Origin of the sequence: Bradyrhizobium sp. WBOS07, assembly GCF_024585165.1 — a bacterium.
GTDB lineage: Bacteria > Pseudomonadota > Alphaproteobacteria > Rhizobiales > Xanthobacteraceae > Bradyrhizobium > Bradyrhizobium japonicum_B.
In genome coordinates this window covers 4,741,121-4,766,733 of sequence record NZ_CP029008.1, presented here as the reverse complement: position 1 = coordinate 4,766,733, position 25,613 = coordinate 4,741,121, and the positions used below count along the sequence as shown (strand labels likewise).

Annotated in this window: 22 protein-coding genes; 13 read left to right on the top strand and 9 right to left on the bottom strand. The window is 65.9% G+C overall.

Annotation, left to right across the window (positions count from 1 at the left end; all coding sequences use genetic code 11):
• From DCM79_RS22670 to DCM79_RS22660, 3 genes are read left to right on the top strand one after another with little or no spacing between them, the layout of a single operon-like run.
• The gene (locus tag DCM79_RS22670) at window positions 1–732 is read left to right on the top strand and encodes a haloacid dehalogenase type II (protein ID WP_257176425.1); all 732 of its coding nucleotides are present in this window, start codon (window positions 1–3) and stop codon (window positions 730–732) included.
• A gap of 40 nt (window positions 733–772) precedes the next feature.
• Window positions 773–1,264, top strand: a complete 492-nt coding sequence (locus DCM79_RS22665) for a YbaK/EbsC family protein (protein WP_257176424.1) — start codon at window positions 773–775, stop codon at window positions 1,262–1,264.
• A 35-nt stretch (window positions 1,265–1,299) separates the two neighbouring features.
• Window positions 1,300–2,127 carry an adenylate/guanylate cyclase domain-containing protein gene (locus DCM79_RS22660; RefSeq protein ID WP_257180825.1) on the top strand — a complete coding sequence of 276 codons (828 nt, stop codon included), beginning with the start codon at window positions 1,300–1,302 and terminating at the stop codon, window positions 2,125–2,127.
• 65 nt (window positions 2,128–2,192) lie between these two features.
• Here DCM79_RS22660 and DCM79_RS22655 read toward each other — a convergent pair whose 3' ends face one another.
• On the bottom strand, window positions 2,193–2,555 hold the full coding sequence (locus DCM79_RS22655) for a hypothetical protein (protein WP_257176423.1): 363 nt from the start codon (window positions 2,553–2,555) through the stop codon (window positions 2,193–2,195).
• Window positions 2,556–2,649: 94 nt separating this feature from the next.
• Window positions 2,650–3,636, bottom strand: a complete 987-nt coding sequence (locus DCM79_RS22650) for a tripartite tricarboxylate transporter substrate binding protein (RefSeq protein ID WP_257176422.1) — start codon at window positions 3,634–3,636, stop codon at window positions 2,650–2,652.
• Window positions 3,637–3,780: 144 nt separating this feature from the next.
• On the opposite strand from DCM79_RS22650, the gene DCM79_RS22645 reads away from it, so the two are divergent.
• Window positions 3,781–4,038, top strand: a complete 258-nt coding sequence (locus DCM79_RS22645; RefSeq protein ID WP_257176421.1) for a hypothetical protein — start codon at window positions 3,781–3,783, stop codon at window positions 4,036–4,038.
• 126 nt (window positions 4,039–4,164) lie between these two features.
• On the opposite strand, the gene DCM79_RS22640 is transcribed toward DCM79_RS22645, so the two are convergent.
• Complete coding sequence (locus DCM79_RS22640) at window positions 4,165–5,100, bottom strand: LysR family transcriptional regulator (RefSeq protein WP_257176420.1); 936 nt, start codon at window positions 5,098–5,100, stop codon at window positions 4,165–4,167.
• Window positions 5,101–5,215: 115 nt separating this feature from the next.
• Between DCM79_RS22640 and DCM79_RS22635 the strand changes: the two genes are divergently transcribed.
• Genes DCM79_RS22635 through wrbA form a run of 3 tightly spaced genes read left to right on the top strand, consistent with a single transcriptional unit; the run spans window position 5,216 to window position 7,343 of the window.
• Window positions 5,216–5,968: an SDR family NAD(P)-dependent oxidoreductase gene (locus DCM79_RS22635; protein WP_257176419.1), complete on the top strand. Its 753-nt coding sequence runs from the start codon at window positions 5,216–5,218 to the stop codon at window positions 5,966–5,968.
• A 37-nt stretch (window positions 5,969–6,005) separates the two neighbouring features.
• Window positions 6,006–6,704 (top strand): pirin family protein, encoded by a 699-nt coding sequence (locus tag DCM79_RS22630; protein WP_257176418.1) that lies wholly within the window; start codon window positions 6,006–6,008, stop codon window positions 6,702–6,704.
• 39 nt (window positions 6,705–6,743) lie between these two features.
• Window positions 6,744–7,343, top strand: a complete 600-nt coding sequence (gene wrbA, locus DCM79_RS22625; protein WP_257176417.1) for an NAD(P)H:quinone oxidoreductase — start codon at window positions 6,744–6,746, stop codon at window positions 7,341–7,343.
• Between the two features lie 55 nt (window positions 7,344–7,398).
• On the opposite strand, the gene DCM79_RS22620 is transcribed toward wrbA, so the two are convergent.
• The 3 genes from DCM79_RS22620 to DCM79_RS22610 are packed head-to-tail and all read right to left on the bottom strand — an operon-like array spanning window position 7,399 to window position 11,009.
• Complete coding sequence (locus DCM79_RS22620) at window positions 7,399–8,544, bottom strand: GNAT family N-acetyltransferase (protein WP_257176416.1); 1,146 nt, start codon at window positions 8,542–8,544, stop codon at window positions 7,399–7,401.
• On the bottom strand, window positions 8,541–9,893 hold the full coding sequence (locus DCM79_RS22615) for an O-antigen ligase (protein ID WP_257176415.1): 1,353 nt from the start codon (window positions 9,891–9,893) through the stop codon (window positions 8,541–8,543). Before DCM79_RS22615 ends, DCM79_RS22620 begins: the two co-directional genes overlap by 4 nt.
• Window positions 9,894–9,908: 15 nt before the next feature.
• The gene (locus DCM79_RS22610) at window positions 9,909–11,009 is read right to left on the bottom strand and encodes a glycosyltransferase family 1 protein (RefSeq protein ID WP_257180824.1); all 1,101 of its coding nucleotides are present in this window, start codon (window positions 11,007–11,009) and stop codon (window positions 9,909–9,911) included.
• Window positions 11,010–11,252: 243 nt separating this feature from the next.
• Here DCM79_RS22610 and DCM79_RS22605 point away from each other — a divergent pair, with 243 nt between their 5' ends.
• A complete protein-coding gene (locus DCM79_RS22605; protein ID WP_257176414.1) occupies window positions 11,253–12,245 on the top strand; it encodes a glycosyltransferase in 993 nt (330 codons plus the stop codon).
• A 3-nt stretch (window positions 12,246–12,248) separates the two neighbouring features.
• On the opposite strand, the gene DCM79_RS22600 is transcribed toward DCM79_RS22605, so the two are convergent.
• Window positions 12,249–13,277, bottom strand: a complete 1,029-nt coding sequence (locus tag DCM79_RS22600) for a glycosyltransferase family 2 protein (protein ID WP_257176413.1) — start codon at window positions 13,275–13,277, stop codon at window positions 12,249–12,251.
• A 394-nt stretch (window positions 13,278–13,671) separates the two neighbouring features.
• Between DCM79_RS22600 and DCM79_RS22595 the strand changes: the two genes are divergently transcribed.
• The 4 genes from DCM79_RS22595 to galE all read left to right on the top strand — a co-directional run bounded on the left by DCM79_RS22595 (window position 13,672) and on the right by galE (window position 18,929).
• The gene (locus DCM79_RS22595) at window positions 13,672–14,469 is read left to right on the top strand and encodes a bifunctional 2-polyprenyl-6-hydroxyphenol methylase/3-demethylubiquinol 3-O-methyltransferase UbiG (protein ID WP_257176412.1); all 798 of its coding nucleotides are present in this window, start codon (window positions 13,672–13,674) and stop codon (window positions 14,467–14,469) included.
• Window positions 14,470–14,760: 291 nt separating this feature from the next.
• Complete coding sequence (locus tag DCM79_RS22590) at window positions 14,761–17,121, top strand: exopolysaccharide transport family protein (protein WP_257176411.1); 2,361 nt, start codon at window positions 14,761–14,763, stop codon at window positions 17,119–17,121.
• Entirely contained in the window at window positions 17,114–17,917 is an 804-nt protein-coding gene (locus DCM79_RS22585; RefSeq protein WP_257176409.1) for a WecB/TagA/CpsF family glycosyltransferase, read from the top strand. The genes DCM79_RS22590 and DCM79_RS22585 overlap by 8 nt, the downstream gene beginning before the upstream one ends.
• Before the next feature lie 19 nt (window positions 17,918–17,936).
• A complete protein-coding gene (gene galE / locus DCM79_RS22580; RefSeq protein ID WP_257176408.1) occupies window positions 17,937–18,929 on the top strand; it encodes a UDP-glucose 4-epimerase GalE in 993 nt (330 codons plus the stop codon).
• An 81-nt stretch (window positions 18,930–19,010) separates the two neighbouring features.
• Here galE and DCM79_RS22575 read toward each other — a convergent pair whose 3' ends face one another.
• A complete protein-coding gene (locus tag DCM79_RS22575; RefSeq protein ID WP_257176407.1) occupies window positions 19,011–23,126 on the bottom strand; it encodes a GAF domain-containing protein in 4,116 nt (1,371 codons plus the stop codon).
• Between the two features lie 482 nt (window positions 23,127–23,608).
• On the opposite strand from DCM79_RS22575, the gene DCM79_RS22570 reads away from it, so the two are divergent.
• Complete coding sequence (locus DCM79_RS22570) at window positions 23,609–24,967, top strand: LLM class flavin-dependent oxidoreductase (RefSeq protein WP_257176406.1); 1,359 nt, start codon at window positions 23,609–23,611, stop codon at window positions 24,965–24,967.
• Between the two features lie 122 nt (window positions 24,968–25,089).
• On the opposite strand, the gene DCM79_RS22565 is transcribed toward DCM79_RS22570, so the two are convergent.
• Window positions 25,090–25,545 (bottom strand): Lrp/AsnC family transcriptional regulator, encoded by a 456-nt coding sequence (locus DCM79_RS22565; protein ID WP_028134282.1) that lies wholly within the window; start codon window positions 25,543–25,545, stop codon window positions 25,090–25,092.
• Window positions 25,546–25,613 lie beyond the last annotated feature (68 nt).

The following is a 25,613-nucleotide window of genomic DNA, read 5'->3' as shown; positions in this document are numbered from 1 at the left end:
ATGAGCATCAAAGCCGTCGTGTTCGACGCCTACGGGACGCTGTACGACATCCAGTCGGTCGCTGAGATCACCGAGGATGCGTTTCCGGGCTATGGCGGGATCATCACGCAGGTCTGGCGCATCAAGCAGCTCGAATACACCTGGCTGCGATCGCTGATGGGACGCTACCAGGATTTTGCCGCGGTCACCCGCGACTCCCTCGCCTATACGCTGCGGGTGCTGGGACTGGCCTATGAGAGCGAAGCGTTCGAGCGGGTGATCGAGAGATATCTGCATCTCGATCTCTATCCGGATGCAGCCGCCGCGCTCACGGCCTTGAAGCCGCGACGACTGGCCATCCTCTCCAACGGCAGCCCGGACATGCTGAATGCGCTGGTGCGCAATTCCGGGCTCGACCGCCTGCTCGATGCCACCATCAGCGTCGACGCCAAGAAGATCTTCAAGCCGAGCCCGGCGGCCTACGAGCTGATCGGGGAAGTGCTCGGGACCGCGCCGAACGAGGTTCTGTTCGTGTCGTCCAATCCATGGGACGCGGCGGGGGCAAAGTCGTTCGGGCTCAACGTCGCCTGCATCGAGCGGGTGACGCCGGAAGCCGTGGCGCTGGCTTGCGTCGAGACCGAACTCGTGGCACCGCTGACGATGTTCAAGGCGATCCGCACCCAGATGGACGAGCTTGGCTTTGCACCGGACCACCGCGTCCGTTCGCTCTCTGAGTTGCCGGGAATCGCTTAGCATCGCCGCCCGCCCGCAAGCCTGGAATGAGCTGACTGGAATGAGCCTGGAATCCGTTCGCGCCTTCTTCGCCGAGAAAGCCCCCGACATCACCGTGATGGAATCGCCGATCAGCTCAGCCACGGTGCCGCTGGCCGCCGAGGCCTATGGCGTCGAGCCCGGCATGATCGCCAAGACCCTGAGCTTGCGCGTCGGCGACCGCGTGATCCTGATCGTGGCCGCCGGCACCTCGCGGATGGACAACAAGAAGGTCAAGGCGCAGTTCGGCGGCAAGCCGAAGATGCTGGGGCTGGAGGAAGTCGCCGCCATCACCGGCCACGAGGTCGGCGGCGTCTGTCCGTTCGGGCTGAAGTCGCCGCTGCCGGTCTATTGCGATGTGTCGCTGAAAGCATTCGACGTCGTGGTGCCGGCCGCCGGCTCCACCCATAGCGCGGTGCGCATCACGCCGGAGCGGATGGCCGAGCTGACCGCGGCCGAATGGGTCGATGTCTGCGAGGTCAGGGCGAACGGCGGCACCGGACAGGATGCCTGATGCATTTGCCGGCCAGGGAGGCTAGCATGGCGACCATGGCCGACGACAAGGTGAAACGACGACTGACCACGGTGCTGTGCGCTGACGTGTACGGCTATTCCCGTCTCATGGAAGCGGACGAGACCGGAACGTTGGAGACGCTGCGCCGCTACCGCGCGGCGATTGCGCGATTGGTCGAACGCCATGACGGCCGCATCGTGAATACCTGGGGCGATGCGGTGATCGCCGAGTTCGCCAGCGTCGTCGAGGCCGTGCAATGCGCGGTCGAGATTCAGCAGGAAATCTCCAGCCAGGCTTCGGACGCGCCGCAGGCGAGCCCGATGCAGTTTCGCATCGGCATCAACCTCGGCGACGTGATGGTGGACGGCTCCGACATCTATGGCGACGGGGTCAATATCGCGGCCCGGCTGCAGGAGCTCGCCGAGCCCGGCGGCGTCGTGATCTCGAGCTCCGTCTACGATCAGGTCCACAACAAATTGTCGGTCGGCTTCGACTGTCTCGGCCAGCGCCCGCTGAAGAACATCGCTCCCCTGACCAGCTACCGGCTGACCCTCGGCGGCCGAGCCGCACAACAGAGCTTCCCGACCGAGGCGAGCGCGGCTCCCACAGAGCGTGCGCGCGCTGCGCAGATGGAAAACAGGGGCATGCCATCTTCGGCGACGACTATCGTCTCGGCCTGGCTGGCAAGGCTACCCCGCCCGGTTGCAGCGGCCCTCACGGTGTCGGCCTTGCTGATTGCGATCAATTTGCTCACCAGCCGCACGATCTGGTTCCATTGGCCCGTGGCAGCCATTCTCTTCGGAGCGGTCATCCGGATGGTGCTCGGAAACCGACCGGAATCGGACAGCAGGACAGAGCGCTGAACGAGGCGGCGCGGCCGGATCTGGGGCCGTGCCGCGCTCGGTTTCCCGATCAAGCTTCCACGCGTCTATTCGTCATCATAGGGACGATCATAGGGACCCGGCTGCGCCGGCGGAGCCGGCGGCGGCGCAGCATTGTAGCGCGGCGGCGGCGCGGCGCGGCCCCGCGGAACCTGCTGCTGCGGCGGCATCTGGTTGTTGGCCTGGAATACTGCACGGCAGCCGCTCGAGAGCTGCGGTGTGTTCTGCTGCAGGCACGCCGTGATGCGGCCCACGTCCGGAATCTGGTCACTGCACAGACGCCACACATCCGGCGTGCAGGCCATCTGCTGCTCCATCGTGCCGCGGTATTCTTGCGCGGAAGCCGCGCTCTGCGCGAGGATGCCGCCGATCGCGAGCACCATACCCAGCGCAATCCGCTCTGTTCGCATGTCCCGATCCTTCTCGATTCCCATCGACCTTCATCAATCAATGAGGCGAGAGCCGGTTCTGGACCAACAACAAAATGTGAAATCGAATTCGGAACTATTCCACCTTGCCGATCTTCTTCACCGCCGCGATCAGCCGCGCGCTGTCCGCGGCGACGAACTGCGCGAAGGCAGGCGCGTCCTGATAGGCGACGAGGCTGCCCGAGGTTTCGAACACCTTGAGCACGTCGGGACTTGCCATCACCTGCGCCATCGCATCGCGCAGGCGGGTCGCGATCGGCGCGGGAAGCGCGCTCTGCGCGAACAGCCCGGCCCAGATGTAAAACTCGACATCCTTGTAGCCGAGCTCCTGGAAGGTCGGCAGGTCGGGAAAGCTCGCGATGCGCTGCGCGCCGCAATTGCCGAACACGCGCAGCTTGCCGTCGTCCACCTGCGGCTTCAACGTCCCCGGCGCTGCGGCGATCGCCTGCACGGTGCCACCGAGGATCGCGGTGAGCGCAGGACCTGCGCCGCGGAACGGCACGTGCAGCAGCTTGATGCCGGCGCTGCTTGCGAACATCTCCATCGCCACATGCAGCGTGCCGTACGGCCCTGACGAGCCGTAAGTGATCTGGCCGGGGCGCCTCTTCGCATCCTCGACGAAATCCTGCGCCGTCTTCCACGGGGCCGACGCCGGCACCGCCAGCAGCGTGGGATCTGCGAGCACCCGCGCGATCGGCATGAACTGCGAGACCTCGTAGGCGGCGGGACGGTCGAACAGCCGGTCGGCCTCGGGCAGCACCGCGAGCGAGGACAGCGTCATCAGCAGCGTGTAGCCATCGGGCTCCGCGCGCGCCGCCGCGGCATTGCCGACCGATCCGCCGCCGCCGCCGGCCCGGTTGTCGACGATCACGGGCTTGCCCAGGATCCGCTCCAGCGCCATCGCCACCGGGCGCGCCGCGAGATCGGCCTGACCTCCGGCCGGAAACGGCACGATCATCGTGATGTTGCGCGCCGGATAGGCTTGCGCGAAGGCCGGAGCAGGCCAGGCCATGCGCAACAACGGCAATGCCGCGGCGGCGCGCAGGAGATCGCGTCGATCCATGATGGTACCTCCCCTGATCTTGTTTGGCTGCCAGCCTAACGCGCCAGGCGGCGAGAACAAGGCGTTTACGAAGCGTTAGCCATCTCGGGCTTCGCCTGGAACGCATGTCTGGACCCGCCGTTGCCCGATCGAGGAGAGTGAGCGATGCGGAATCCGGCGGCCATCGACGTCGCGCTCGACGAGATGCTGGTGAATCTCGCCGCGATCGTTTTGCGGCTTGCACAGCCCGAATTGACGCGGACGCCGGAGGCGCGGCGCGCCCTGACACAATCGGTCCGTCAGTACGGTGTGTGCGCCGCACGATCGCGCGACCCGCGCGTTCACGAATTGAAGGCGCAGCTCGACGAGACGCTGAAGCCGAGCTTGCGCGTCGTCGCGATCGACGGCGTGAAGGTGTCGTAGTCGAGGACGGTGGGCACGTTCGTCATTGCGAGGAGCTCTTGCGACGAAGCAACCAATCTCTCCGCGGAGACACTCTGGATTGCTTCGCTCCGCTCGCAATGACGGACGTCGAAGCTGCTCGCTCTCTTACGACGCCTTGACCTTCCCGCGCGGCCGCCGCTTGCATGTGCCCGGCAGCTTGGCCGCGAGGAAGTCGCCGAGCGCCTCGACGCGCGCCGGCCGGGGGCCGCCGGGCGGGGTCACCAGATGCACCGCGCCTTCGGCCTGCTTCCAGTCCTTCAGGATCACTTCGACGGCGCCGGAGGAGATCGCCTCGCCGACGATGAACTCGGGCAGCTCGGCGATGCCGAGGCCGGCGACCAGCGCCGGCATCACGGCTTCGCCATTGTTGACGCGGAGCTGTCCACCCGGCCGCACGCTGGCCTGCTCGCCGGCTGAATTGGTGTAGTGCCAGACGTTCGGCGTCGACATGTAGGCGTAGCTGAAGCATTTGTGCGCGGCCAGATGCATCGGGTGCGTCGGCCGGCCATGGCGCTTGAGATAGGACGGCGCGGCCACGGTGAAGCGCGGCATGGTGAACAGCCGCCGTGCGATCAGTGAGGAGTCCGGCAGCCGCGCGATCCGCACCGCCATGTCGAAGCCTTCGCCGATCAGGTCGATGGTCGCATCGCTCAAGTGCAGGTCGACCGAAACTTCGGGATAGGCCGCGAAGAATTCCGGCAGCAGCGGCGCCACCGCCTTGATGCCGAACGTCATGGGCACGGCGAGCCGCACCAGGCCGCGCGGCGCCACCGATTGCGCCAAGGCCTCGTTCTCCGCCGCCTCGCCGTCGGCCAGAAGGCGCGTCGCGCGCTCGGCGAGCTTGTGGCCGGCATCGGTCAGCGCGAGCCGGCGCGAGGTGCGGTTGAACAGCCGCGCGCCGAGCCGCTCCTCCAGCCGCGTGACCGCCTTGGACACCGTCGCCTTGGACGTCGCCAGCTCGCTGGCGGCTCCCGCAAACGACCGCAATTCCACGACTTTTGCAAAAATCGCCAGCGCCTCGAAATCCGGGAGCTTCGCCATGGAGCAATCCGCCTGGGCTATTTTGGGAAACAATGCGTTTCAACAGTTTCTATTTCTATACCACAGACGGAGGCTTATCCAGGGGTCATCAGAAATTCGGTACTGGAGAGACCCAATGACCAAGAAGCTCTCAGGCAAGGTCGCCCTCGTCACCGGCGGTTCGCGCGGCATCGGCGCGGCCTCTGCCCGCGCCCTCGCTGACCAGGGCGCGGATGTCGCCATCAGCTATGTCGCCTCGCCGGACAAGGCGGAAGCGGTCGTCACTGAATTGAAGGCCAAGGGCGTCAAGGCTCGCGCCTTCAGGGCCGACCAGGCCTCGGCCAGGGACGTCACGCAGCTCGTGAACGACGTCGCCAGGGAATTCGGCCATCTCGACATCCTCGTCAACAATGCCGGCGTCGCCGCCGGCGGCGCCATCGACGATGCCAAGGCCGACACGGAAGCGCTGGCGCGCCAGGATCAGATCAACGTGCATGGCGTGATCGCGGCGATCCGCGCCGCCTCGCAATTGATGGGTGAAGGCGGCCGCATCGTCACCGTCGGATCGATGCTGGCCGACCGCGCGTCGTTTCCCGGTCTTGCCGACTACGTCGCCACCAAGGCCGCGGTCGTCGGCTACACCAAGGGCGCGGCCCGCGACCTCGGCCCGCGCGGCATCACTGTCAACGTGGTGCAGCCCGGCTCGATCGATACCGACATGAACCCGAAGGACGGCGGCGAGTTCGCCGAGACCCAGCGCAAACAGCACGCGCTGCAACGCTTCGGGCGTCCCGAGGAAGTTGCAGCCGGAATCGTCTTCCTCGCAAGTCCCGAGGCCTCCTTCGTCACCGGCACCGTGCTCAACGTCGACGGCGGTTTTGGCGCCTGATCAAGGCGCCGACCGTTCAACTCAAGGAATCACGCAGATGATCGAACTCAGACCTTTTGACAAGCTCGGCGGCGCCGACCATGGCTGGCTGAAAGCAAAACATCATTTCTCCTTCGCCAGCCATTATGATCCCAACAATATGGGCCACGGCGCCTTGCGCGTATGGAACGACGACGAGATCGCGCCGAACACCGGCTTTCCCGCCCATCCCCACGCCAACATGGAGATCATCACCTATGTGCGCGAGGGTGCGATCACCCACCAGGACAGCCTCGGCAACGAGGGTCGCACCGAAGCGGGCGACGTGCAGGTGATGAGCGCCGGCAGCGGCATTCGCCATTCCGAGTACAATCTGGAGCCGACCAGGACACGCATCTTCCAGATCTGGATCGAGCCGACGCAGCGCGGCGGCCAGCCGACCTGGGGCTCAAAGCCGTTTCCGAAGGCCGATCGCTCCGGCAAGCTCGTGACCATTGCGAGCGGCCTCGAGGGCGATACCGACGCGCTGCCGATCCGCGCAAACGCGCGGGTGCTCGCCACCACGCTGAAAGCCGGCGAGAGCGCGAAATACGCGCCGCTGCAATCGCGGCACCTCTATCTGGTGCCCGCGGCGGGGGCCGTGGACATCAACGGCGTGCGCGTCAACGCCCGCGACGGCGCCGCGATCCTCAACGAGGAGCGGCTGACGATCACGGCGCTCGAAGACTCCGAGCTCGTGCTCGTCGACGCGGCGTGACGCCTGACAACGCCAATCTCATCCCCAACGGAGACCATCATGACCAAAGTTCTCGTCCTCTATTATTCCGCCTATGGCCATATCGAAGCGATGGCCAATGCCGTCGCCGAAGGCGCGCGCGAGGCCGGCGCGACCGTCGACATCAAGCGCGTGCCGGAGCTGGTGCCGGCCGAGGTCGCGAAAACCTCGCACTACAAGCTCGATCAGGCCGCTCCCGTCGCCAAGATCGATGACCTCGCCAATTACGACGCGATCATCGTCGGCACCGGCACCCGCTTCGGCCGCATGGCCTCGCAGATGGCGAACTTCCTCGACCAGGCCGGCGGGCTCTGGGCCAAGGGCGCGCTGCACGGCAAGGTCGGCGGCGCCTTCACCTCGACCGCGACCCAGCATGGCGGCCAGGAGACGACGCTGTTCTCGATCATCACCAACCTCTTGCATTTCGGCATGGTCGTGGTCGGCATGAACTACGGTTTCGCCGGCCAGATGAAGCTCGACGAGGTTACGGGCGGCGCGCCCTACGGCGCCACCACGATCACCGGCGGCGACGGCAGCCGCCAGCCCAGCGCCAACGAGCTCGCCGGCGCGCGCTACCAGGGCCGCCAGGTCGCGGAGACGGCCAGGAAGCTTCATGGTTGAGCTGCACGGCCGCAAGGCCGATGCGCCCGCGGCATTCCCATCCGGGAATGCCGCTTCAGCGTATGCCTTTGCCCATGGCTCGCGCCGCAAGGGCCGCGGCGGCGGGATAGCGGCGCAGGCCCTGCGCGGCATGATCGCGCCACGCAAAGGGCAAGCCTCGCCATGACAGCGCGACACTGACGTCGGTCAGCGGCACCCGCTCGGCGCCGAAACGGCGCTTGTAGTCCTGATTGCCGATGCTGAGGTCGAAGCGGCGCACGCCCTTTGCATGCAGCGCCGCCATGGTGCGCTCGATGATGAGAAGCCCGGGCGAGCAACTCGACCAGGAATCGCCGGCGTGACTGATGCGCAGCAAGTAATAGGTCGCGCCTTGCCTGATGCCGAACGAGGTGCCGATGACACCCTCGTCGCAGACCAATGCCGAAACGACGGCATAGCCTTCGTCCAGGCCCTGGCGGACGACATCGCGATAAAATCGCGCGTGGGTCTCGTCGTTGAGAACGAACGGCGAGCCGAGCTTCTGCATGCGCGCCTGCTGCTGCACGTCCATCACGTCCAGCAGCTCACGCGCGCGCGCAACGTCCGTAGCGATCTCGAACCGCGCGCCTTGCTGCCGGTCGAAGACGCGCCAGCACCGCGGCATCTGCATGCGCTTGATCGACGCCTGATAGGCCCCGTAATCATCGCCCAACAGCACGAGATTGCCGTTGAGCGAGCAGGATCCGCTCCGCCCGAGCGCCACCAGCGGGTTCGGCTTGCCGCCGACCTGGACCGGCATCTTCCTCAGCCGCAGCAGATCGAAGCGGTCCGGCAAGGCGCGCAACGCCTCGACCAGCGCCGTCCCGATCGCATTCGCCCCCGCCGCGTCCCAGGCGGCATCGGGCGCCAGGATCGGCGCATTGTTGTCGGAGACGCCGAGATCGGCGAATTCGACGATGCGGATGCCGCGCCTGACATGGCTGATCATCGGCACGATCGCGATCTCCTTGCCGGTGGCGGCATCGCAGATCACGGCAATCAATGGCGCGACGTCATCGAACGCCTGATACCAGGCCTCGAGCCAGTAGCCATGCTGAAAGGCGGTGCGATGCCCGGCGCTCAGGCGCGAAGCGGCCTGCCGCCAGTCACGCATGAAATCGATCGCGAATCCCGACGTGGTGGAGACAAGACCGTCCAATTGCTCGACGCCGACACACGTCATGGCTTCGGCTCCGCTTGCGCAACGCATTGGAACCGCGCCAGGAAGTGCAGGCCGGCCACGGCCAGCGCGAACATGAACCAGATCGGATTTTGCCGTTCGAGCAGGAAGGTCTCGGTCGTACCGTAATACAGGCCGAACAGCCACACGGTCAGGAACAGCTTTGCCAGGGCGCCACTGCGGCTGTGGGCCTGGGCCGACTGGAAATTGCCGAGCGGTGCGAGCACGAAGACCAGGATCACCAGCAGCAGCCCCGGCAGACCGATGGTGACCGCAAGGTCGAGATAAGCGTTGTGGCTGTGCGCCGCGGACGTCGCCCATTCGGCGCCCTGCGCGGTCTGCCGCGCCGTGACGTCGTCCCAGAACGCCGCATAGCCGTGACCGGTGATCGGCTTCTCGGCGACGGCCGCGAGCGCGAACTCCCAGATCGCGGAACGGCCGGTGAAGGTGGGATCGAGCGGAAGCAGCCGCGTCATGGACCCGAGCGCCGGGCTCAGGACGCTGCCGACCGTCAGCAGGTTCATCGCGATCAGCGGCACGAAGCAGATGATCCGCTTCAGCCACAGGCTGGGGGTGACATAGACCAGCGAGGCAAGCGCGTAGATCGCAAGACACAGCACCGACGAGGTCTTGCCGCCGGTGAAGATCAGGAAGAGGCCGGCCAGCGCCGCAATCGCGGGCCCCATCACGAACGAGCCGACGGCGGACAGATAGATGCCGACATAGACCAGGATCGTCATCACGGGCGAGGCGACGTTCTTGTGGCCGAAACTGCCGCGCCAGTCGCCGGCGAGCTGCGGCTCGGTGACATCGAGCGCGGTGTGGATCGAATATTGCGGCGCGAGCAGGACGCCGAGATAGCAGAGCGCGAGCAACACCAGCGCGGCGGCACCCAGGCACAAGTTGAAGCTGCGCTGCGTCGGCGGCAGCAATGGCAGCAGGACGGCGAGCGACGTCATGCTGACGAGGAGCACGAAGCGCTGCATCGACGCGCCGCGGCTCTCGGACAGGACGATGTTGATCAGCAGCCAGCCCACGAGACAGAGATGAAGCGGCGTCAACAGAGTCTTCAGCGCGGGCGCATCGGTGCGGGCTGCGAACAGCACCGCGACCGCGGCCAAGAGGCCCCAGGAGACATAGGTCAGCGCCATTCGCCCGCCGACGACCGTGGTGACGTCGGGATTGCGCAGGTCCGGGAACGGATCGAGCGTCACCAGCACCAGCAGCAGCGACGCGACCGCGACGAGGCCGCGCCCGGCCTGCGCCGCGTTCAGCTTCGCCAGGCCGTCGCGCAGGACACCGCCCAGCGATCGGCTCTCGTGGTCGGTCAAATCGGCGATGCTACGGTCCATGCTGCGGTCCATCGCTCAGGACATCTGGTGACGCCGGTGGAGCTCCAGGTCCTGGCTCACCGCCGCCGAGCGTCCGTCAACAGGCGTGCCGGAGCTCTGCGCGGCGTGCGGCCGCACGATGCTGCGGGCGATCTCGTAATATTGTAGCGCGCGCTGCTCGAGCGTGAGGTTGTCCAGGATATAACCGCGCGGGTCGAACGCGGCCGCGGCACAGCCGGCCCAGAACTCGTCCCATCCCGCCTCGAACCCCGCGATGTCGGCGAACTTGGCGCCGCAGCGCTGGTCCCAGTACGGCACCGAGGACACCGGCGCGAACTGCACGCGGTGCGGATAATAATCGGGGTCTCGCCACGGCCCGCCCGGATCCCAGGCGAACACCGGCACGCCGCAAGCCAAGGCCTGCTGATAGGCGATGCCCTGGCTTTCGCTCTGGCAGAGGAAGATCATCGCGCGCGAGGCCGCCAGCGCCTCCCGATAGTCTTCCTCCTTGTAGCTGCCGTAGCGCAACTCCGTGAACGAGCGTCCCTCCCTGGCGAGCCGGGCACGGACCGGCTCGATCAATTCCGGCGCATAGCGCTCGCGATCCCAATGGACCTTGTCGTAGATCAGCACGTCGACGGATTTCTGCGCGGCCTGCGACGGAGCCCACAGATCGGTGTCGATGCCGACCGGCCAGGCCTCGGTGTCGGGCCAGTATGGCCGGTACATGTCGACGTACCAGGAACCGGGCACCACAACCTTCTTGACCGGCAGACGCTTGAACAGATCAGGATCGTCGAGCGGATGATTGTGGGCGGCGACGCCGAGCAGGATCGGATTCTTCCACGCGAACTTGTCGAGCAGGAAGGTCCGCCCGATGATGCAGGCGAGCTCGTCGGGATGCTGCGCGATATAGCGGTAATCGTTGACGCGGTAGCGGATCCCGAGCCGGTCGAGCCCCGCGCAGAGATTGAGGAACACGCGAAGCTGTCCGCTCATGCGCGGCTCGCCGAGCAGCAAGCGGCGCGCCGTGCGCCGCAGATGCCGGTCGCCGGGAAACCAGCGATCGTCCTTGTCCTCGTAGAAGAGGTTGAGGATCATCGCATCGGGGTCGTGTTCGAACGTCTTGGCGGGCACTGAATCCATCCGCGGCAACCGTATCCGCATTCTCGCATGGGACCGGCTGACGCCCTCTTCCAAATTTGCCACAGGCTTAATGCAAGCGGCTTAACGCTAATTGACGAAAGCACGCCGACATACGCCTTCGCGTCAACGATCAGGCCGTAATGCGGGTATCATTCGCAAGGGGCCAACGCTGCGACCGATCGCATCGTCAGTTCAGCAGCTGCGCCCTGGTTAACAGACTCTTAAGGGCGCGCCGTGGTTCAGATCACCGCCGAACAGGTTCTCGATTTGCCGGCCTCCACCCGCATCGTGCCGGCTTCGCGCCAGCCGCTGCCGTCGAGCCCGACCACATCGGTATCCGTCGTCATTCCCGCCAAGAACGCTGCCGCCTATATCGCCGAAACCCTCGCCAGCGCACTGGCGCAGCGCGAGGTGGGCGAGGTGATCGTCGTCGACGACGGTTCCACCGACGACACGGTCGCAATCGTCCGCGCCATTCACGACCCGCGACTGCGCCTGGCGACGAATGAATCCGCCGGCGTATCGGCGGCGCGCAATCTCGGTGCACGATATGCCGCCGGCGAATGGCTGCTCTTCCTCGATGCCGACGACCGCCTCCGCCCCGGCGCCGTGGCCGCGCTCCTGGCGGCGGCGCGCGGCGCGCCGCGGGCGGTTCTGGTCTATGGCGACTACAACACGATCGACAGCGACGGACGCCAGATCGGTCGGCGCGGCCTCCTGAAGGGACGCCGCAAGCCGTCCGGCGACGTGCTGACGCGGCTCGCGGCCGGCAATTTCATCGTCAACGGCGGCATCGCGCTCGCGCGTGCGGAGGCGTTCCGCGCCGTCGGTGGCTTCGACACCTCGCTGCGATATTGCGAGGACTGGCATTGCTGGTGCCGCCTTGCCGCGATCGGCGAGTTCGAGTTCGCGCCGAAGCTGCTGCTCGATTATCGTCTGCACACCGCCAACACCATGAACGCCGCGGTCCGCACGCCGAAGGATTTCTTCCCGGCCATCGCGCGGGTGTTCGACGACGGACTGATCCTGGCGAGACTGCCCGCGGGAACCGCGCCTGCGCTGCGCCTTGCCGCCGAGCTGCACCTCATCACCTATGCGGCGATGCAGGCCGTTCGCTTCGGCAGATATCGCCAGGCCTTTGGCTATCTCGGAATGATCGGCCGGCGTTCGTTCAAGGCGCTGCCGCGCGCCGCGGCGAGGACCGCCCTCGCCCGCTTCGGCATCTAGCCGTCACGACACGATCTTGGAGGCCTCGTAGGGCTTCGGCGCGAAGCCGAACGCCGCGAGCATGGAGCCGAGCGCCACCAGCGCCGGATGCATGGCCACGACCGCCTTCGACGTCGCCAGCAGGCGAACGGACCGGACCAACGACAACGGCAGCCGTCCGAGCATCCGCGCAAATACCCATGCGCGCGCCCCTGCGCTGCGAGCAGCCTTATACTGCACGCGATAATTGATCGCGCCGATGCGAAGCCCACGCTTTGCGACCCAGCCGAGGCTGGTGCGGCTGTGCGGCACGGTCTCGGTGATGACGGCCTCCGCCGTCCAGTGGAATGTCATCCCGGCATCACGGCACCGCACGAAGAAATCACAATCGCCGCCGCCGAGGAAATTGAACCGCAGATCGAACGCGGGACGCCCGAACCGCTCGAAGACCGCCCGCGTGATCAGGCAATTGCCGCAGCCGTAGATCAGCGGCACCGCGCCGGAATAATCGTAGGCGGGACGGAAGGCGGGATGACGCGACAGCCAGGGCTTGCTGTCATCCTCGAACACCGGCAGCACCGGCCCGCCGACCACGTCGGCGCCGGTCGCCTCCGCGGTGCGGACCATCAGCTCGAGCCAGTCGGGCGATGCGATCTCGTCGTCGTCGATCATCAGGAAGCGGGTCGCGGCGGGAAACAGCGCCTGCGCGGTCTCGAACGCAGCGTTGATCGCCTGGCAATTGCCCTGCCGCTTCTCGACAAGGCACACGCCCTGGAGCCTGCCGGCGGCGAGAAACTCGGCGGCGACCGGCGCGCTTTCGCGCCGCGCGGCGTCGTTCTCGACCATGACGACGGCAAAGGAACGCGGGGTACGCTGGTTCGCCAGCGATTCCAGCGTCAGCCTCAGGTGCTGCGGCCGGCGGAAGCAGGGAATGCAGACGACAATGCCGACCGACAGGTCGATGACGCGGGAGCTCGCCGCGATCTCCCGGTTGGGATCGCGCACGGCATCGGAGATGTGCGTGGCGGACAGGTCTGTCGGGATCAATGTCATGACGTTCTAGATGTCCGAGATATGTTGAAAAAGCCCTGCTTCAATCGTGCATCCCGCGACGGCACACCGCCGCGGGACAGATGCGTGCCAAAATGGGCAGCCCGGCGAAGGCGCGTGCCGCGGCCTCGCGCCGGTCTGCCGGCCGTCCTGAAACAACATCGCGCGCTCGACCGCTTTCGCCTGCTTCTCCCGCGCAATGATGCGTGCGTGATACTGCAATTCGCGGTCCACGCGCCGACGGAGCCCCAACATGAACAATGCCGTAGTTAATGCGTGTGCGCATTAACCCGACCGTAAGCACCGCAACCGGTGAGACGGCGCGGCATCGGATTTGCTCTTCGGGCAAGCGAGTCTTTTCCTGTAAATTTGATTAGAACAAGCGCGGTCAAAAAACATGAACAAGCCAGCCACGATCGATTTCGCGACAGCCACGGCGATCCGTATCCCCGCCACTGCACCCGTCCAGGCCCTGCATGATCTCGTCCCCGGCGAAGCCCGCGATAGCCTGCTCGCCGTGCACGAGGTGCTGCGCGGCGAACTGCCGAACACTGAACTCGCCATCTACGAAGCCGGCGGCGGCTCGTGCAGCGTGTTGCCGCCGGAATTGCTCCGCCGCAGCAAGGTCACCGTCGTCGACATCGACGAGGACCAGGTCCGCAACAACAGCTACGCGGACGAGGCGATCCTGGGCGACGTGCAGACCTATCGTTTCGGGCGCGAGAGCTTCGACCTCGTGATCTGCTACAACGTGATCGAGCATCTGCCGCAGGTCGACGCCGCGCTATTGAATTTCCGCGACGCGCTCAAGCGCGGCGGCCTGATCCTGATCGGCGCACCCAATCCCCGCTCGCTGTCCGGAATCGTCACAAGATATTCGCCGCACTGGTTCCACGTCTGGTTCTACCGGCACATTCGCGGCATCAAGGATGCCGGTCTGCCCGGCGAGCCGCCGTTCCCGACCTTCTTTCACCCGCTGGTGACGCTGCCCCGGCTGGAGGCATTCGCGGCCGCCAACGGACTCGAGATGATCTACCGCCGTGAGGTGGAAAGTCCGCGCTATCCCGAGATGCGCCGGCGCAAGCCGCTGTTCGCTTCTCTCGTGGACGCCGGCGCCGCGGTGCTGAACGCCGTGCTTCCGCGCGGCGTCGACGTCCGCCGCGGCGACTATCACGTCATCCTGCGGAAGCGCTGACCATCATGACGCGCGCGCGGCCCATCACAGAGCAAGCGGAGTCGCGCGGCAGCGCCGTGCGCGGTAACGAACCGTTAATCTCGAGGGGGCCAGCGCATGGCCGGCATCACGCGGACGCAGCGCGGAGCGGCAGGCGCTTAAACGCTTTGTTTGCCATTTCGGTGAATAGTCCCTCAATGAGTATGGTTAATTTTCCCTGTTGCGTTGATTGGGCACCTATATCCCGGGTGCGTGGCGTAGAGCGAAGAGTAACCCCTCAGCCTGCGGCACTTGGAATGAAAGCTGGGGATCATGCTTGACTATAGCCAGCCGATCGATCGGGCGAGACCCGAGCCTCTGCATCAGAGATCTCAGGCCGGCTTCAACGTGGTGGAGCTCGCCCATCTGCTGTGGCGGCGCAAGGTCGCCATTGCCGCGGCTGCCCTGCTCGGCGCAACGCTTGCCGTCACCATCGGCAAGAGCCTGACGCCCCGCTACACCGCCACCGCCCAGCTCTATGTCGACCCGCGCGAGCTTCAGCTCGTCGACCGGGAGCTGACGCCGCGCGCGCAGGACGTCTCCGGCATGTCCATGGTAGTGGAGAGCCAGGCGCGCCTGATCACCGCCAACAGCGTCCTGCTCAAGGTGATCGAGCAGGCCGGTCTCGACAAGGATCCGGAATTCGGCGGCGGCGACGGCAGGAGCCTGATGTCCTCGCTGCTCGGCCTGATCGGCTTGCAGCCCCGCGCGCCCTCTAATGCGGCCAACACCGAGGTGCAGCTTGCGGCGCTCGAGGCGCTGAACAGGCACATCACGATCCGCAAGACCGAGAAGAGCTTCATCGTCGACATCGAGGTCTGGTCGACCGATCCGGCGAAGGCGGCGATGCTCGCCAACACGCTGACCAGTGCCTATCTCGCGGAATCCCGCAATTCGCAGGCTTCGGCCGCACGACGCGCCACCAGCGATCTCTCCGGCCGCCTCAAGGAGCTGCGCGAGCGGCTGCGCAACGCCGAGACGGCGCTCGCCACCTACAAGGCGCAGAACAATTTCGTCGGCACCCAGGATGCGCTGATCAGCGACCAGCAGCTCTCGGCCAGCAACCAGCGGCTTTCCGCGGCGCGCGCGGCGACGATGGATGCCCAGGCACGGCTCGACCAGATTGAGGCGAGCCGCCGGACCGCAGCCGATGCCGGCGCGATTCCGGAAGCGCTGCAATCGCCGACGATCGCGAATTTGCGCGCGCAATATGCCGATGCGCGCAAGAAATACGCCGAGCAGGCCGGCGAGCTCGGACCACGCCATCCGGCGCTGCGCCAGACCGAGAAGCAGGTCGAGGACCTCAAGCGCACCATCAGCGAAGAGATCGACCGCTTCGCCCAGGCCGCCAGAAACGATCTGACGCGCGCCCGCGACTATGAAGCCTCGCTCAACCGGGCGCTGGAAGCGCAGAAGCGGCAGAGCGTCCAGCTCAGCCAAGCCGCCGTGCGCCTGCGCGAGCTGGAGCGCGAGGCCGATGCCAGCCGCGACGTCTACCAATCCTTCCTCAAGCGCTCCCGCGAGACCGAGGAGCAGGAGAGCCTGAACACCTCGGCGGCCCGCGTCATCGGCGAGGCGACCGTGCCGCAGCGGCGCTCGTTCCCGCCCGCGATGAGCCTGTTCGCCATGATCGGCTTCATCTTCGGCGCGCTCGCGGCCTCGAGCTGGTTCGTCGCAGTCGAGCTTCTGTTCGCCGGCGCCAACGCGCCAGTCCGCCGCGAACGCAAGCCGGCGCCGGAGACAGCGCGCGCTCCCGAGCCTTCGCGGGCGCTGGAAGCTCCGCGGCCCGAACAGCCGTCGCGGGCCCCCGAGATCGCGCAGCTCCCGCCCGAGCTTGCCGCGCCACCGCTGCAGCCCGCAATGGTCGAAAACCCCCTGATCGAAAAGCCGCTGATCGCGCGCCTTCAGGAGGCCGACGTCATTCACACGCTCGGCGCCATCCTCGCCACCGGCGGCGGCGTCGATCTCACGCGGCTGGGCTGGCCGACGTTGCGGCCCGGCTTTCCGCTGACGAAGCTGCTCAACGCATGGCGCGACATGCGCACGGCCGCGGCCCGGCGCGCCGGCGGCAAGCCGATGCCCGTCATTGCGCTGGTCGGCAGCGGCGAGACCGCCGGGCGAAGCGTGAGCGCCCTGAACTTCGCGCTCGCGGCGGCGCGCGATGGCGCCCGCGTGCTCATGATCGACGCCGACCATCAGGCCCACGCGCTCTCGAACAAGGTCAGCCGCCCCGGCAGGAACGAGCCGAGCAAGCTCGGCTGGCTCTCGATCGGCAGCAAGGCCGCACGCGAGATCAGGACGGTCAACGGCATTTCGGTGCTGCCGGCCGGCGAGGGCGATGCCGGCAAGGCCGCCGACGCGATCCGCAAGGCGATCGCGCAGGCGCGCGCCGCAGGCGGCTACGACCTCGCGATCCTCGACGGCCCCGCGATGCCGCTGCTTGCCGGCAGCCGCAAGCTGCTCGACGACACCGACGCGCTGGTGGCGGTGCTGCCGACCAGCCTCGACATCAACGACAGTCTCGAAGAGATCCTGACCGCGCTCGGCCGCGCCGAGCGCAAGCTCGTCGGCGTCGTGCTCGACGAACTCACCCCTGCAATTGAAACGCGTCAGCGAGGCAGACAATATGCTTGAGCGCCGCGTCAACCTCGACGGACGGGCAGCAACTGCCGACGTGCCGCGGATCACCGTCGGCGGGCTTCGCATGGCCGCGATCGATCTGGAAGAGACCGCCGATTTCATGATCGAGGCGACCGATCCCGACAGCCGCATCGGCCGTCCGCTGTTCCTGACCTCGGCCAATGGCGAGGTGCTGGCGCGCTGCTCGACCGAGCCGCAGACCGAGCGCCTGTTCCGTGCCGCCGACCTGATCAACGCCGACGGCCAGCCGCTGGTCGCCGCCTCGAAGCTGCAATCCTGGTTTCCGCTGCCGGAGCGGGTCGCGACCACCGACCTGTTCCACGTCGTCGCGCGCAAGGCGGAAGCGCTGGGCCGCACCTTCTACATGTTCGGCGCCAGCGAGGCCGAGAACAGCGCAGCGGTCGAGAACGTCCGGAAGATGTATCCAAAGCTGAAGATCGTCGGGCACAGCCACGGCTATCTGCGCGGCGAAGAGCTGCGCGCGAAGGTCGAGGAGATCAACGCGCTTGCGCCGGATTATCTGTGGGTCGCGCTCGGCGTGCCCAACGAGCAGGCATTCGTGAAGGAGTTCACGCCGCATCTCACCAATGTTGGCGTTATCAAGACATCCGGCGGCCTCTTCAATTTCTTGTCAGGCAGCCGTTCCCGCGCGCCACAATGGATGCAGAAGATCGGACTCGAATGGGCCTGGCGCACCTTGCTTGAGCCACGCCGCCTGTTCTGGCGCTATTTGACCACCAACCCCCGCGCGCTCTATCTTCTCTTCAGCCGCAACCGACCCGTCCGCTAAGAGAAGAGCACAAGACGACATGACCGATCGACCGACTGTCCTCGTCACAGGAGGCGCGGGCTATATTGGCTCGCATGCCTGCCGCGCATTGACCGCCGCCGGCTATCAGCCCGTCGTTTATGACAATCTCTCGACAGGCCATCGCAGCTTCGTCGCAGGTCCCCTGGTCACGGGCGATCTGCTGGACGGCACGGCGCTGGCACGCGCCTTCGCCGACCACAAGATCACGGCGGTGATGCATTTCGCGGCGGCGAGCCTGGTCGGCGAGTCCATGACCGACCCGCAGAAATATTATGTCAACAACGTGCAGGGAACGCTGTCGCTGTTGCAGGCGATGCGCAACGCGAACTGCCATCGCATCGTCTTCTCCTCGACCGGCGCGGTCTATGGCAACGCCGATTCCAAGGAGCTGCCGGAAGACTTCCCCTGCGCGCCGATCAATCCGTACGGCGCCTCGAAGTTGATGATCGAGCGGATGCTCGCTGATTATCGCACCGCCTATGGCTTCGGCGCGTTCTGCCTGCGCTATTTCAACGCCAGCGGCGCCGATCCGGGCGGTGGCATCGGGGAACTGCGCGACAACGAAACCCATCTCATTCCGCGCGCGATGATGGCGCTTCAGGGACATGTCGACTTCGCCGTGTTCGGCGACGATTACGCCACGCCCGACGGCACCGCGATCCGCGACTACATCCACGTCACCGACCTCGCGGCGGCGCATGTCGCGGCGCTGAAGCTTCTGGAAGGCGGACACGCCGGCGGCAGCTTCAACCTCGGCACCGGCGCCGGATTCTCGGTGCGCCAGATCCTCGACGCCATCCGGCAGGAGACCGGGCGCGAGGTACCGCACACCGTCAAGCCGCGGCGCGCCGGCGATCCCACGTATCTGGTCGCAGATCCGTCGGCAGCGAGAAAGGTGCTGAACTTCGTGCCGCGTCACTCCGACCTGGCGAATGTGATCCGCACCGCCTGGGCCTGGCACCAGAAGGCACATCCGTTCAGGGCGCGATAGGGCCTTTTGATCAGGTCTGATCGACACATGGGAGCTGCGCTCCCTCTCCCGCTGGCGGGAGAGGTGAACGAGCCGCAACTGTCAGACGGCGGCGCGTTTCAGCCGTGACGCCGCGGCTTCCGTGGCGGCAGCGTCCGGCTCCGGCTGGAGCGGCGGGGCGACAGGCAGGACCATCGGCCGCAGCAGCTCGGCCATCTGCCGCGCCGGCAGGGGTTTTGAGACGAGGAAGCCCTGCATCTCGTCGCAGCCATGGGCGCGCAGGAACGCCTCCTGCTCGGCGTTCTCGACGCCTTCGGCGACGACGGTCATGCCGAGCGCCTTGCCCATGCTGATGATCGCCTGCGCGATCGCCTGGTCTTCCGAATCCTGCGGCAGGTCCCGCACGAAGGAGCGGTCGATCTTGATGGTGTCGATCGGGAAGTGCTTCATCAGCGACATCGACGAATAGCCGGTGCCGAAATCGTCGATGGCGAGGCGAATGCCGCGGCTTTGGATGGCGTCGAGCACCTTGAGGGCGCGGCCGACATTGCGCATCATCATGCTCTCGGTGACTTCGAGCTGGAGCAGCACCGGCGACATGCCGCTGGCCGCCAGCGCCTCGTCGACGTCCTGCAACAGATGCTCGTCGGCGAACTGCCGCGGCGACAGGTTGACCGCCATCGACAACGGTAACAGGCCGCTGCGCTGCCAGGCCATGGCCTGCGCGCAGGCCTCGTTGAGCACCCAGCGGCCGATCGGCACGATCAGTCCGGTTTCTTCCGCGAGCGGAATGAACTGCGCCGGCGAGACGTTGCCGAGATCGGGGTGGGCCCAGCGCAGCAACGCTTCCACGCCGGTGATCTGGCCGGTCTCCATCTCCACCTTGGGCTGGTAGTTCAGCGAGAACTGCCCGCGCTCCAGCGCCCGGCGCAGCGCGCTCTCCAGCGACAGCCTTTCGATCGACTGGGTCTTCACTTCCTTGGAGAAGAAGCGATAGCCATTCTTGCCGTCTTCCTTGGCGAGATACATCGCCATGTCGGCGTTCTTGGTCAGCGTCTGCGCGTCGGCACCGTTGGCCGGATACATCGCGATGCCGATCGACGCCGTGGTGTGACATTCGTGCCCGGCCAGCTCCATGGGCTGGGCGAGTGCAGTCAAGAGCTCGGTCGCGATGCGCTGGACGTCATCGATCCTGCCGCACTGGTCGAGGATCACCACGAACTCGTCGCCGCCGAGCCGCGCCACCACGTCGCTTGCCCGCAGCGCGCCGCGCAGGCGGTTCGCCACTTCGAGCAGAAGCAGGTCGCCGGCCTCGTGCCCCAGCGAATCGTTGATGACCTTGAAGCGGTCGAGATCGATGAACAGCACCGCAAAGCGGTGATCGTGACGCTCTGCCTCGGCGATCGCCTCGCGCAGGAGCCCGTTGAAGGTCTCGCGGTTCGGAAGGTCGGTCAGGCTGTCATGCGAGGCGAGGTATTCGATCCGCTCGTCCGCCTGGTTCTTGGCGTCGGCGCGATCGAAATTCTCCATCGCAAACGAGACGTTGTCGGCGAGACGCTGCAACAGCTCGACGAACTCGGCCGTGAATGTGCCGGGCTCGGTCGACATGTAGATCATGACGCCGACGGCCTGGTCGTGCACGATGAGCGGAAATGCCGCGCCCGAGCGCGCGCCGTCGCTGCGCACGATGGCGTGGAAGGCGCGGACGCGATCATCGTTCAGATAGTCGTTGCTGATGCAGGGCTGGCGCGTGCGGAACGCCGTGCCGCTCATCCCGCGCCCTTCAGGCCGCTCCGGATCGATGGAGAGGCGGACGTTGCGCGTGGTATCGGCAGACGGGCCCGCGCTCGCCACGATTTCCAGCTGATCGCTCTCGGCGCTGGCCAGCGCGATGGTCGTCGACGTGAACTTGGCACCATTCGAGGCCGCGAGACACACGAGATCGAACAGCTCGGCGCGCGACTTCGCCCGCATGATCGCCTCGTTGGTCGCGCTCAGGGCCGCGAACATGCGTGTCAGCCGCTCCTTCTGCGCCTCGGTGCGAGCCTTCTCCTCGGCCCGGTCGAAGTTGTCGAGCGCGAACGACACGTTCTCGGCGAGGCGTCCAAGCAATTCGACCAGATCTGGCGTGAACGTGTTGTCTTCGGTCGCAAGGAAAAGCAGGATGCCGATCGGCTCCTGGCCTGCTTTCAGGAGCGGAAAGCTGGCGGCAGCCCGCGTTCCGTCCTCAATCGCCTTCGTCCGCCAGTGCATCGAGCGCGGGTCGTTGAGGTAGTCATTCATGACGCTGGGCCGGCGGGTCCGGATCGACATCCCGATGATGCCCTGACCCTCGGGATGGCCGGCGGCAAGATTGCAGGTGCGCCCGACCATCTGCTCCTTCAGACGTCCCTTTACTGCGGCGACACGAAGCACTTCGTTGTCCCTGTCGATGATGCCGATCGTGGCCGAAGCGAACACGTCGCCGAGGACGCCGGCCTGGCAGGCGGCCTCGAACAGCTCCTCGCGCGTCTTGGCGCGGATGATGGCCTCATTGGTTGCGCTCAGCGCCTCGAACATCCCGCTCAGGCGATTGCGCTGCCTGTCGGCCTGCGCCTTCTCCTCGGCGCGATCGAAGCCTTCCAGGGCGAAGGCGACATTGGCCTGGAGCCTGCTCAGCAACTCGACGAATTCGTCCGTGAAGGTACCGACCTCCGGAGAGTTGAACAGGAACACGCCCTCGACCCGGTCGCCGCTGAACAGCGGCAGGGCGGCGGAGGATGCGATTCCGGTGCGGCGTGCGCTGGCGTGCCACGGCGCAATGCGCTCGTCCGCGAGCACGTCGTTGCTGACGGCGGGCCGGCGCGTACGATAGGCGGTGCCGGTCAGGCCGCGGCCTTCCGGCACCTGCTCGGAGGTGGAGAACTTGAAGTTGCGAACCTCGTTCGCATTCGGCCCGTAACAGGCGACGACGCGCAGCAGCTCGGCGTCATGGTCGACCAGCGCGATGTTGGCCGAGGTGAACTTGGCGCCCTTGGCGGTCGCCTCGCAGACGAGATCGAACAGCTCGGTACGCGAGTGAGCGCGCAGGATGGCTTCGTTCGTGGCGCTGAGCGCGGCATACATGCGCGCCAGGCGCTCCTCCTCGACCGCGATCCGGGTCTTCTCGGACTCACGATCGAAATTGTCGAGAGCAAAGCAGACATTCTCGGCAAGCCGCAGCATCAGCGCGACGACTTCTTCGTCTTTGGCCCAGGACCGGCTGATGAAGGACAGCATGACGCCGACGCTCTGACCATGCTTGATCAGAGGAGCGGCGACGCAGGCGGCGACGCCGGTATTGATATTGGCCTGCTCCCACGGCGTCCCCTTGGTGCGACCGGGCAGATCGTCTTCCAGGCACGGCTTCTGCGAGCGGAATACTTCCCCTGTAATGCCGCGGCCATACGGATTCTCCGGATCGACGGAGTACCGGGTTCGAGCAACCAATTCCAGGTTCTGGCCGGTACCCGCAGCTGGCTTCAGCCAATCGGAATCCGGCTCCTTCAGCAAAATGACGGTCGAGAGGGATTTGCCGCCATGAACGGAGGCATCACAGACGCGCTGATAGAGCTCCTGCTCGGTCTTGGCGCGCAGGATGGCCTCGTTGGTGGCGCTGAGCGCGCCAAACATGCGATTGAGCCGCCGCGTCGCCCGTTCGCTGGTTTGCCGCGCGGTCTCACGCGCGAAATTGTCCAGAGCGTAGGAAATGTTGGCCGACATGCGCTCGAACAGCGACACCATCTCGTCGTCCAGCGAATTGGGTTCGCTTCGGGTCACATACAGCACGCCGACGCTCTTGCCGTTGCAGAGCAGCGGCAGCGCGGCGGCCGCGCCGATATGGGCCGAAGCGGCGCCCTCGCGCCACGCCACCGAGCGCGGATCGTTGAGGTAATCGTTGCTGATGCACAGCTTCTGCTCGCGAAACGCCTCGCCCCCGACGCCCGATCCTTCAGGCGTGCCGGACTCCGCCGTGACCATGATCGAGCGCAGCCGCGGGAGGTCGTCGCCGGAGCCGGCCGCGAACCGCAAGCGGCGGCCGTCCGGTTCGACCAGGAACACGGCGACGGCCAGGAAATCCCCGCTGGAGAACCCGGCGTCGCAGACCTTCTGGTACAGCTCGTCCGGCGATGTCGCATAGAGAATCGCTTCGTTGATGGCGCTCAGCGCCGCAAAGGTGCGCGCGAGTGTCGTCGTCACGATCTCAGCTCCCGGGGCATTCTGCCTGTTTTTCCCAGGTGACCTTATGAAGGCCCATCGCCTAAATGGTGGTTATTGCGCGCTGCAAACTGTCAATCAAAGTGAACGAGCTGCGAACGACCGCGCCAGACTGCCGGAAAATACCGCAGCGTGGACGATTCCTCCACCGAAGGCGGTCTCTCTTGGAATTTGCAGCCCTGTATTGGTTTACAGCCGGTTGATATCGCAACTGCGCTTTGAGACGATGGCCTCAACAACCATTGTCCGCGAAGGGCAGGAATCTCCGGGAACGCCATGCCGATCGCCAAGGCCGATCGTCTCACGCAAATCAGCGCGGTCCTGCTCCCGCCGGGCGTCTCCTATCCCGGCGAGATCGAAGGCCTGCGCGCGCAACAGTGCCTGCGCGACAGGAGGCTGCGCGCTGGCGAGGGAATAGCGGCTCGACACCGGCCTCGGTCTGGTGTGACGGAAGGGAGAACAGCATGACGCGACAGATGGTCCTGGTCGGCTTCCTCCAGGCGCAGAACTGCACCAACCTGCCGAGCTCCTGGCGGCATCCGGACTCGCGCGACGATTCGATGTCGGCCGACTATTATCAGGAGATCGCCAGAATTCTCGAAGCCGGCAAATTCCACATGGCCTTCTTCGACGATCGCCTGGCGATGCCGGACCGCTACGGCAACGACCACGCCCACACCGTCGAATACGGCATCCGCTGCGTGAAGATGGATCCGCTGATCGTGCTGACCACGATGGGCATGGTCACCGACAAGCTCGGCCTTGGCGCGACCTGCTCGACAACTTACTACGAACCCTTCGACGTCGCACGCCGTTTCGCAACGCTCGATCTGATGTCCGGCGGGCGGGCGGGCTGGAACGTCGTGACCTCGCTCAATGACGGCGAAGCCCTTAACATGGGCCGGGATTCGCATCCCGAACACGATTCCCGCTACGACCGCGCCGACGAGTTCATGGAGGTGGTGCTCGGTCACTGGGACACCTGGGAAGACGGCGCGCTCATCATGGACAAGCAAAGCGGCCGCTTCGCCGATCCGAGCAAGGTGAAGCGGCTCGATCACAAGGGACCGGCCTTCAAGTCGCGCGGACCGTTCACCGTGCCGCGCTCGCAACAGGGCCATCCCGTGATCATCCAGGCCGGCGCCTCCGGCCGCGGCCAGCGCTTTGCGGGCCGATGGGGCGAGGTGATCTTCACGGCCGCGCGAAATCTCACTGCTGCCAAGGAGGGCTATGCGGCCGTGCGCAACGAAGCCGCCAAGACCGGCCGCGATCCCGACCAGATGTTCCTTTGCAATCTGACGACGCCGGTCTGCGCAGCGACCCGGGCGGAGGCCGAGGACAAGATGGCGCTGATCAACAAGCTGCCGCTTGAGATCGACGCCCTGTCGCTGCTTGCCGAAGCACTCAACTACGACTTTGCCTCCAAGGGCCTCGACGAGCCGCTGACGACGGACGAATTGAAGAGCATGCAGGGCATTCTGGGCATCCGCGATGGCGTGCTGAAGGCGTCCGGCAAGAGCAATCCGAGCGCGCGCGACTTCGTCACTTTCTCCGGCCGCGGCCAGGTCCAGGATGCGATGGTCGGCGGCCCCAAGGAGATCGCCGACAAGTTGGAGGAGATGTTCGTCGAGCGCGGCTGCGACGGATTTGTCATCGCCGCGACCTGCGTGCCCGGCTCCTACGCCGATTTCGTCCGGCATATCGTGCCGGAGCTGCAACGCCGCGGCCTGTTCCAGAAGGACTATTGTGGCAAGACGCTCCGGGAGAATCTCGGGCTCGAGCGGCCGGCGGCCGGTGCCTGGAAGGTCCGGCCACGGGATTAGCTCGCAGAGGGAAGGCGGAAGCGTGCCCACCACTTTCGCAAATCAAGGCGAGATGGTAGGCTCGGCGCGAACGCGCCTTTGCCCACCCCACGCTTTGCCCACACAAAGGCGCCTCCCGCGTCTCAAAACGGCAGCGCGACGCTCGACTTGATCTCTTTCAACACCACGTTGCTGCGGACATAGCGGATGCCGGGGATGCGAAACATGAACTCGTCGAGGAAGCGGTTATAGGCCGCCATATCCTGCACGACGACGCGCAGATGGTAGTCGGCGTCGCCCGTGGTCGCAAAGCACTCCAGCACTTCGCGGCGCCGCGTGACCCTGGCGACGAATTCGTCGACGAACTTCGCGTCGTGCCGCTCCAGCGAGACATGGAGGATGGCCGACATCGCAAACCCTGCCTGCTCGCGCGCGACCAGGGCCGCATAGCCCTGAATGACGCCAGCTTCCTCCAGCGCGCGCACCCGGCGCCAGCAGGCGGAGGTGGACATGCCGACCTCCTCCGCCAGTTGCTGGTTGGTGGCGCGGCCGTCCTTCTGGAGGTGGGCGAGAATCCGGGTGTCCTGGTCTTCAATCATGGAACCTCACAATTCAGTCGACCCTACCAAAATCCCCATGGATATGAAAAATTATACCATAAATCGCC

Coding starts and splice junctions, on each gene's coding strand:
- DCM79_RS22670 (WP_257176425.1), top strand. CDS start 1: ATGAGCATCAAAGCCGTCGTGTTCGACGCCTACGGGACGCTGTACGAC.
- DCM79_RS22660 (WP_257180825.1), top strand. CDS start 1,300: ATGGCCGACGACAAGGTGAAACGACGACTGACCACGGTGCTGTGCGCT.
- galE (WP_257176408.1), top strand. CDS start 17,937: ATGACCGATCGACCGACTGTCCTCGTCACAGGAGGCGCGGGCTATATT.
- DCM79_RS22565 (WP_028134282.1), bottom strand. CDS start 25,545: ATGATTGAAGACCAGGACACCCGGATTCTCGCCCACCTCCAGAAGGAC.
- DCM79_RS22655 (WP_257176423.1), bottom strand. CDS start 2,555: ATGCGAACAGAGCGGATTGCGCTGGGTATGGTGCTCGCGATCGGCGGC.
- DCM79_RS22645 (WP_257176421.1), top strand. CDS start 3,781: ATGCGGAATCCGGCGGCCATCGACGTCGCGCTCGACGAGATGCTGGTG.
- DCM79_RS22570 (WP_257176406.1), top strand. CDS start 23,609: ATGACGCGACAGATGGTCCTGGTCGGCTTCCTCCAGGCGCAGAACTGC.
- DCM79_RS22635 (WP_257176419.1), top strand. CDS start 5,216: ATGACCAAGAAGCTCTCAGGCAAGGTCGCCCTCGTCACCGGCGGTTCG.
- DCM79_RS22640 (WP_257176420.1), bottom strand. CDS start 5,100: ATGGCGAAGCTCCCGGATTTCGAGGCGCTGGCGATTTTTGCAAAAGTC.
- DCM79_RS22665 (WP_257176424.1), top strand. CDS start 773: ATGAGCCTGGAATCCGTTCGCGCCTTCTTCGCCGAGAAAGCCCCCGAC.
- DCM79_RS22650 (WP_257176422.1), bottom strand. CDS start 3,636: ATGGATCGACGCGATCTCCTGCGCGCCGCCGCGGCATTGCCGTTGTTG.
- DCM79_RS22630 (WP_257176418.1), top strand. CDS start 6,006: ATGATCGAACTCAGACCTTTTGACAAGCTCGGCGGCGCCGACCATGGC.
- DCM79_RS22615 (WP_257176415.1), bottom strand. CDS start 9,893: ATGGACCGTAGCATCGCCGATTTGACCGACCACGAGAGCCGATCGCTG.
- DCM79_RS22585 (WP_257176409.1), top strand. CDS start 17,114: ATGCTTGAGCGCCGCGTCAACCTCGACGGACGGGCAGCAACTGCCGAC.
- DCM79_RS22600 (WP_257176413.1), bottom strand. CDS start 13,277: ATGACATTGATCCCGACAGACCTGTCCGCCACGCACATCTCCGATGCC.
- DCM79_RS22595 (WP_257176412.1), top strand. CDS start 13,672: ATGAACAAGCCAGCCACGATCGATTTCGCGACAGCCACGGCGATCCGT.
- DCM79_RS22620 (WP_257176416.1), bottom strand. CDS start 8,544: ATGACGTGTGTCGGCGTCGAGCAATTGGACGGTCTTGTCTCCACCACG.
- DCM79_RS22590 (WP_257176411.1), top strand. CDS start 14,761: ATGCTTGACTATAGCCAGCCGATCGATCGGGCGAGACCCGAGCCTCTG.
- wrbA (WP_257176417.1), top strand. CDS start 6,744: ATGACCAAAGTTCTCGTCCTCTATTATTCCGCCTATGGCCATATCGAA.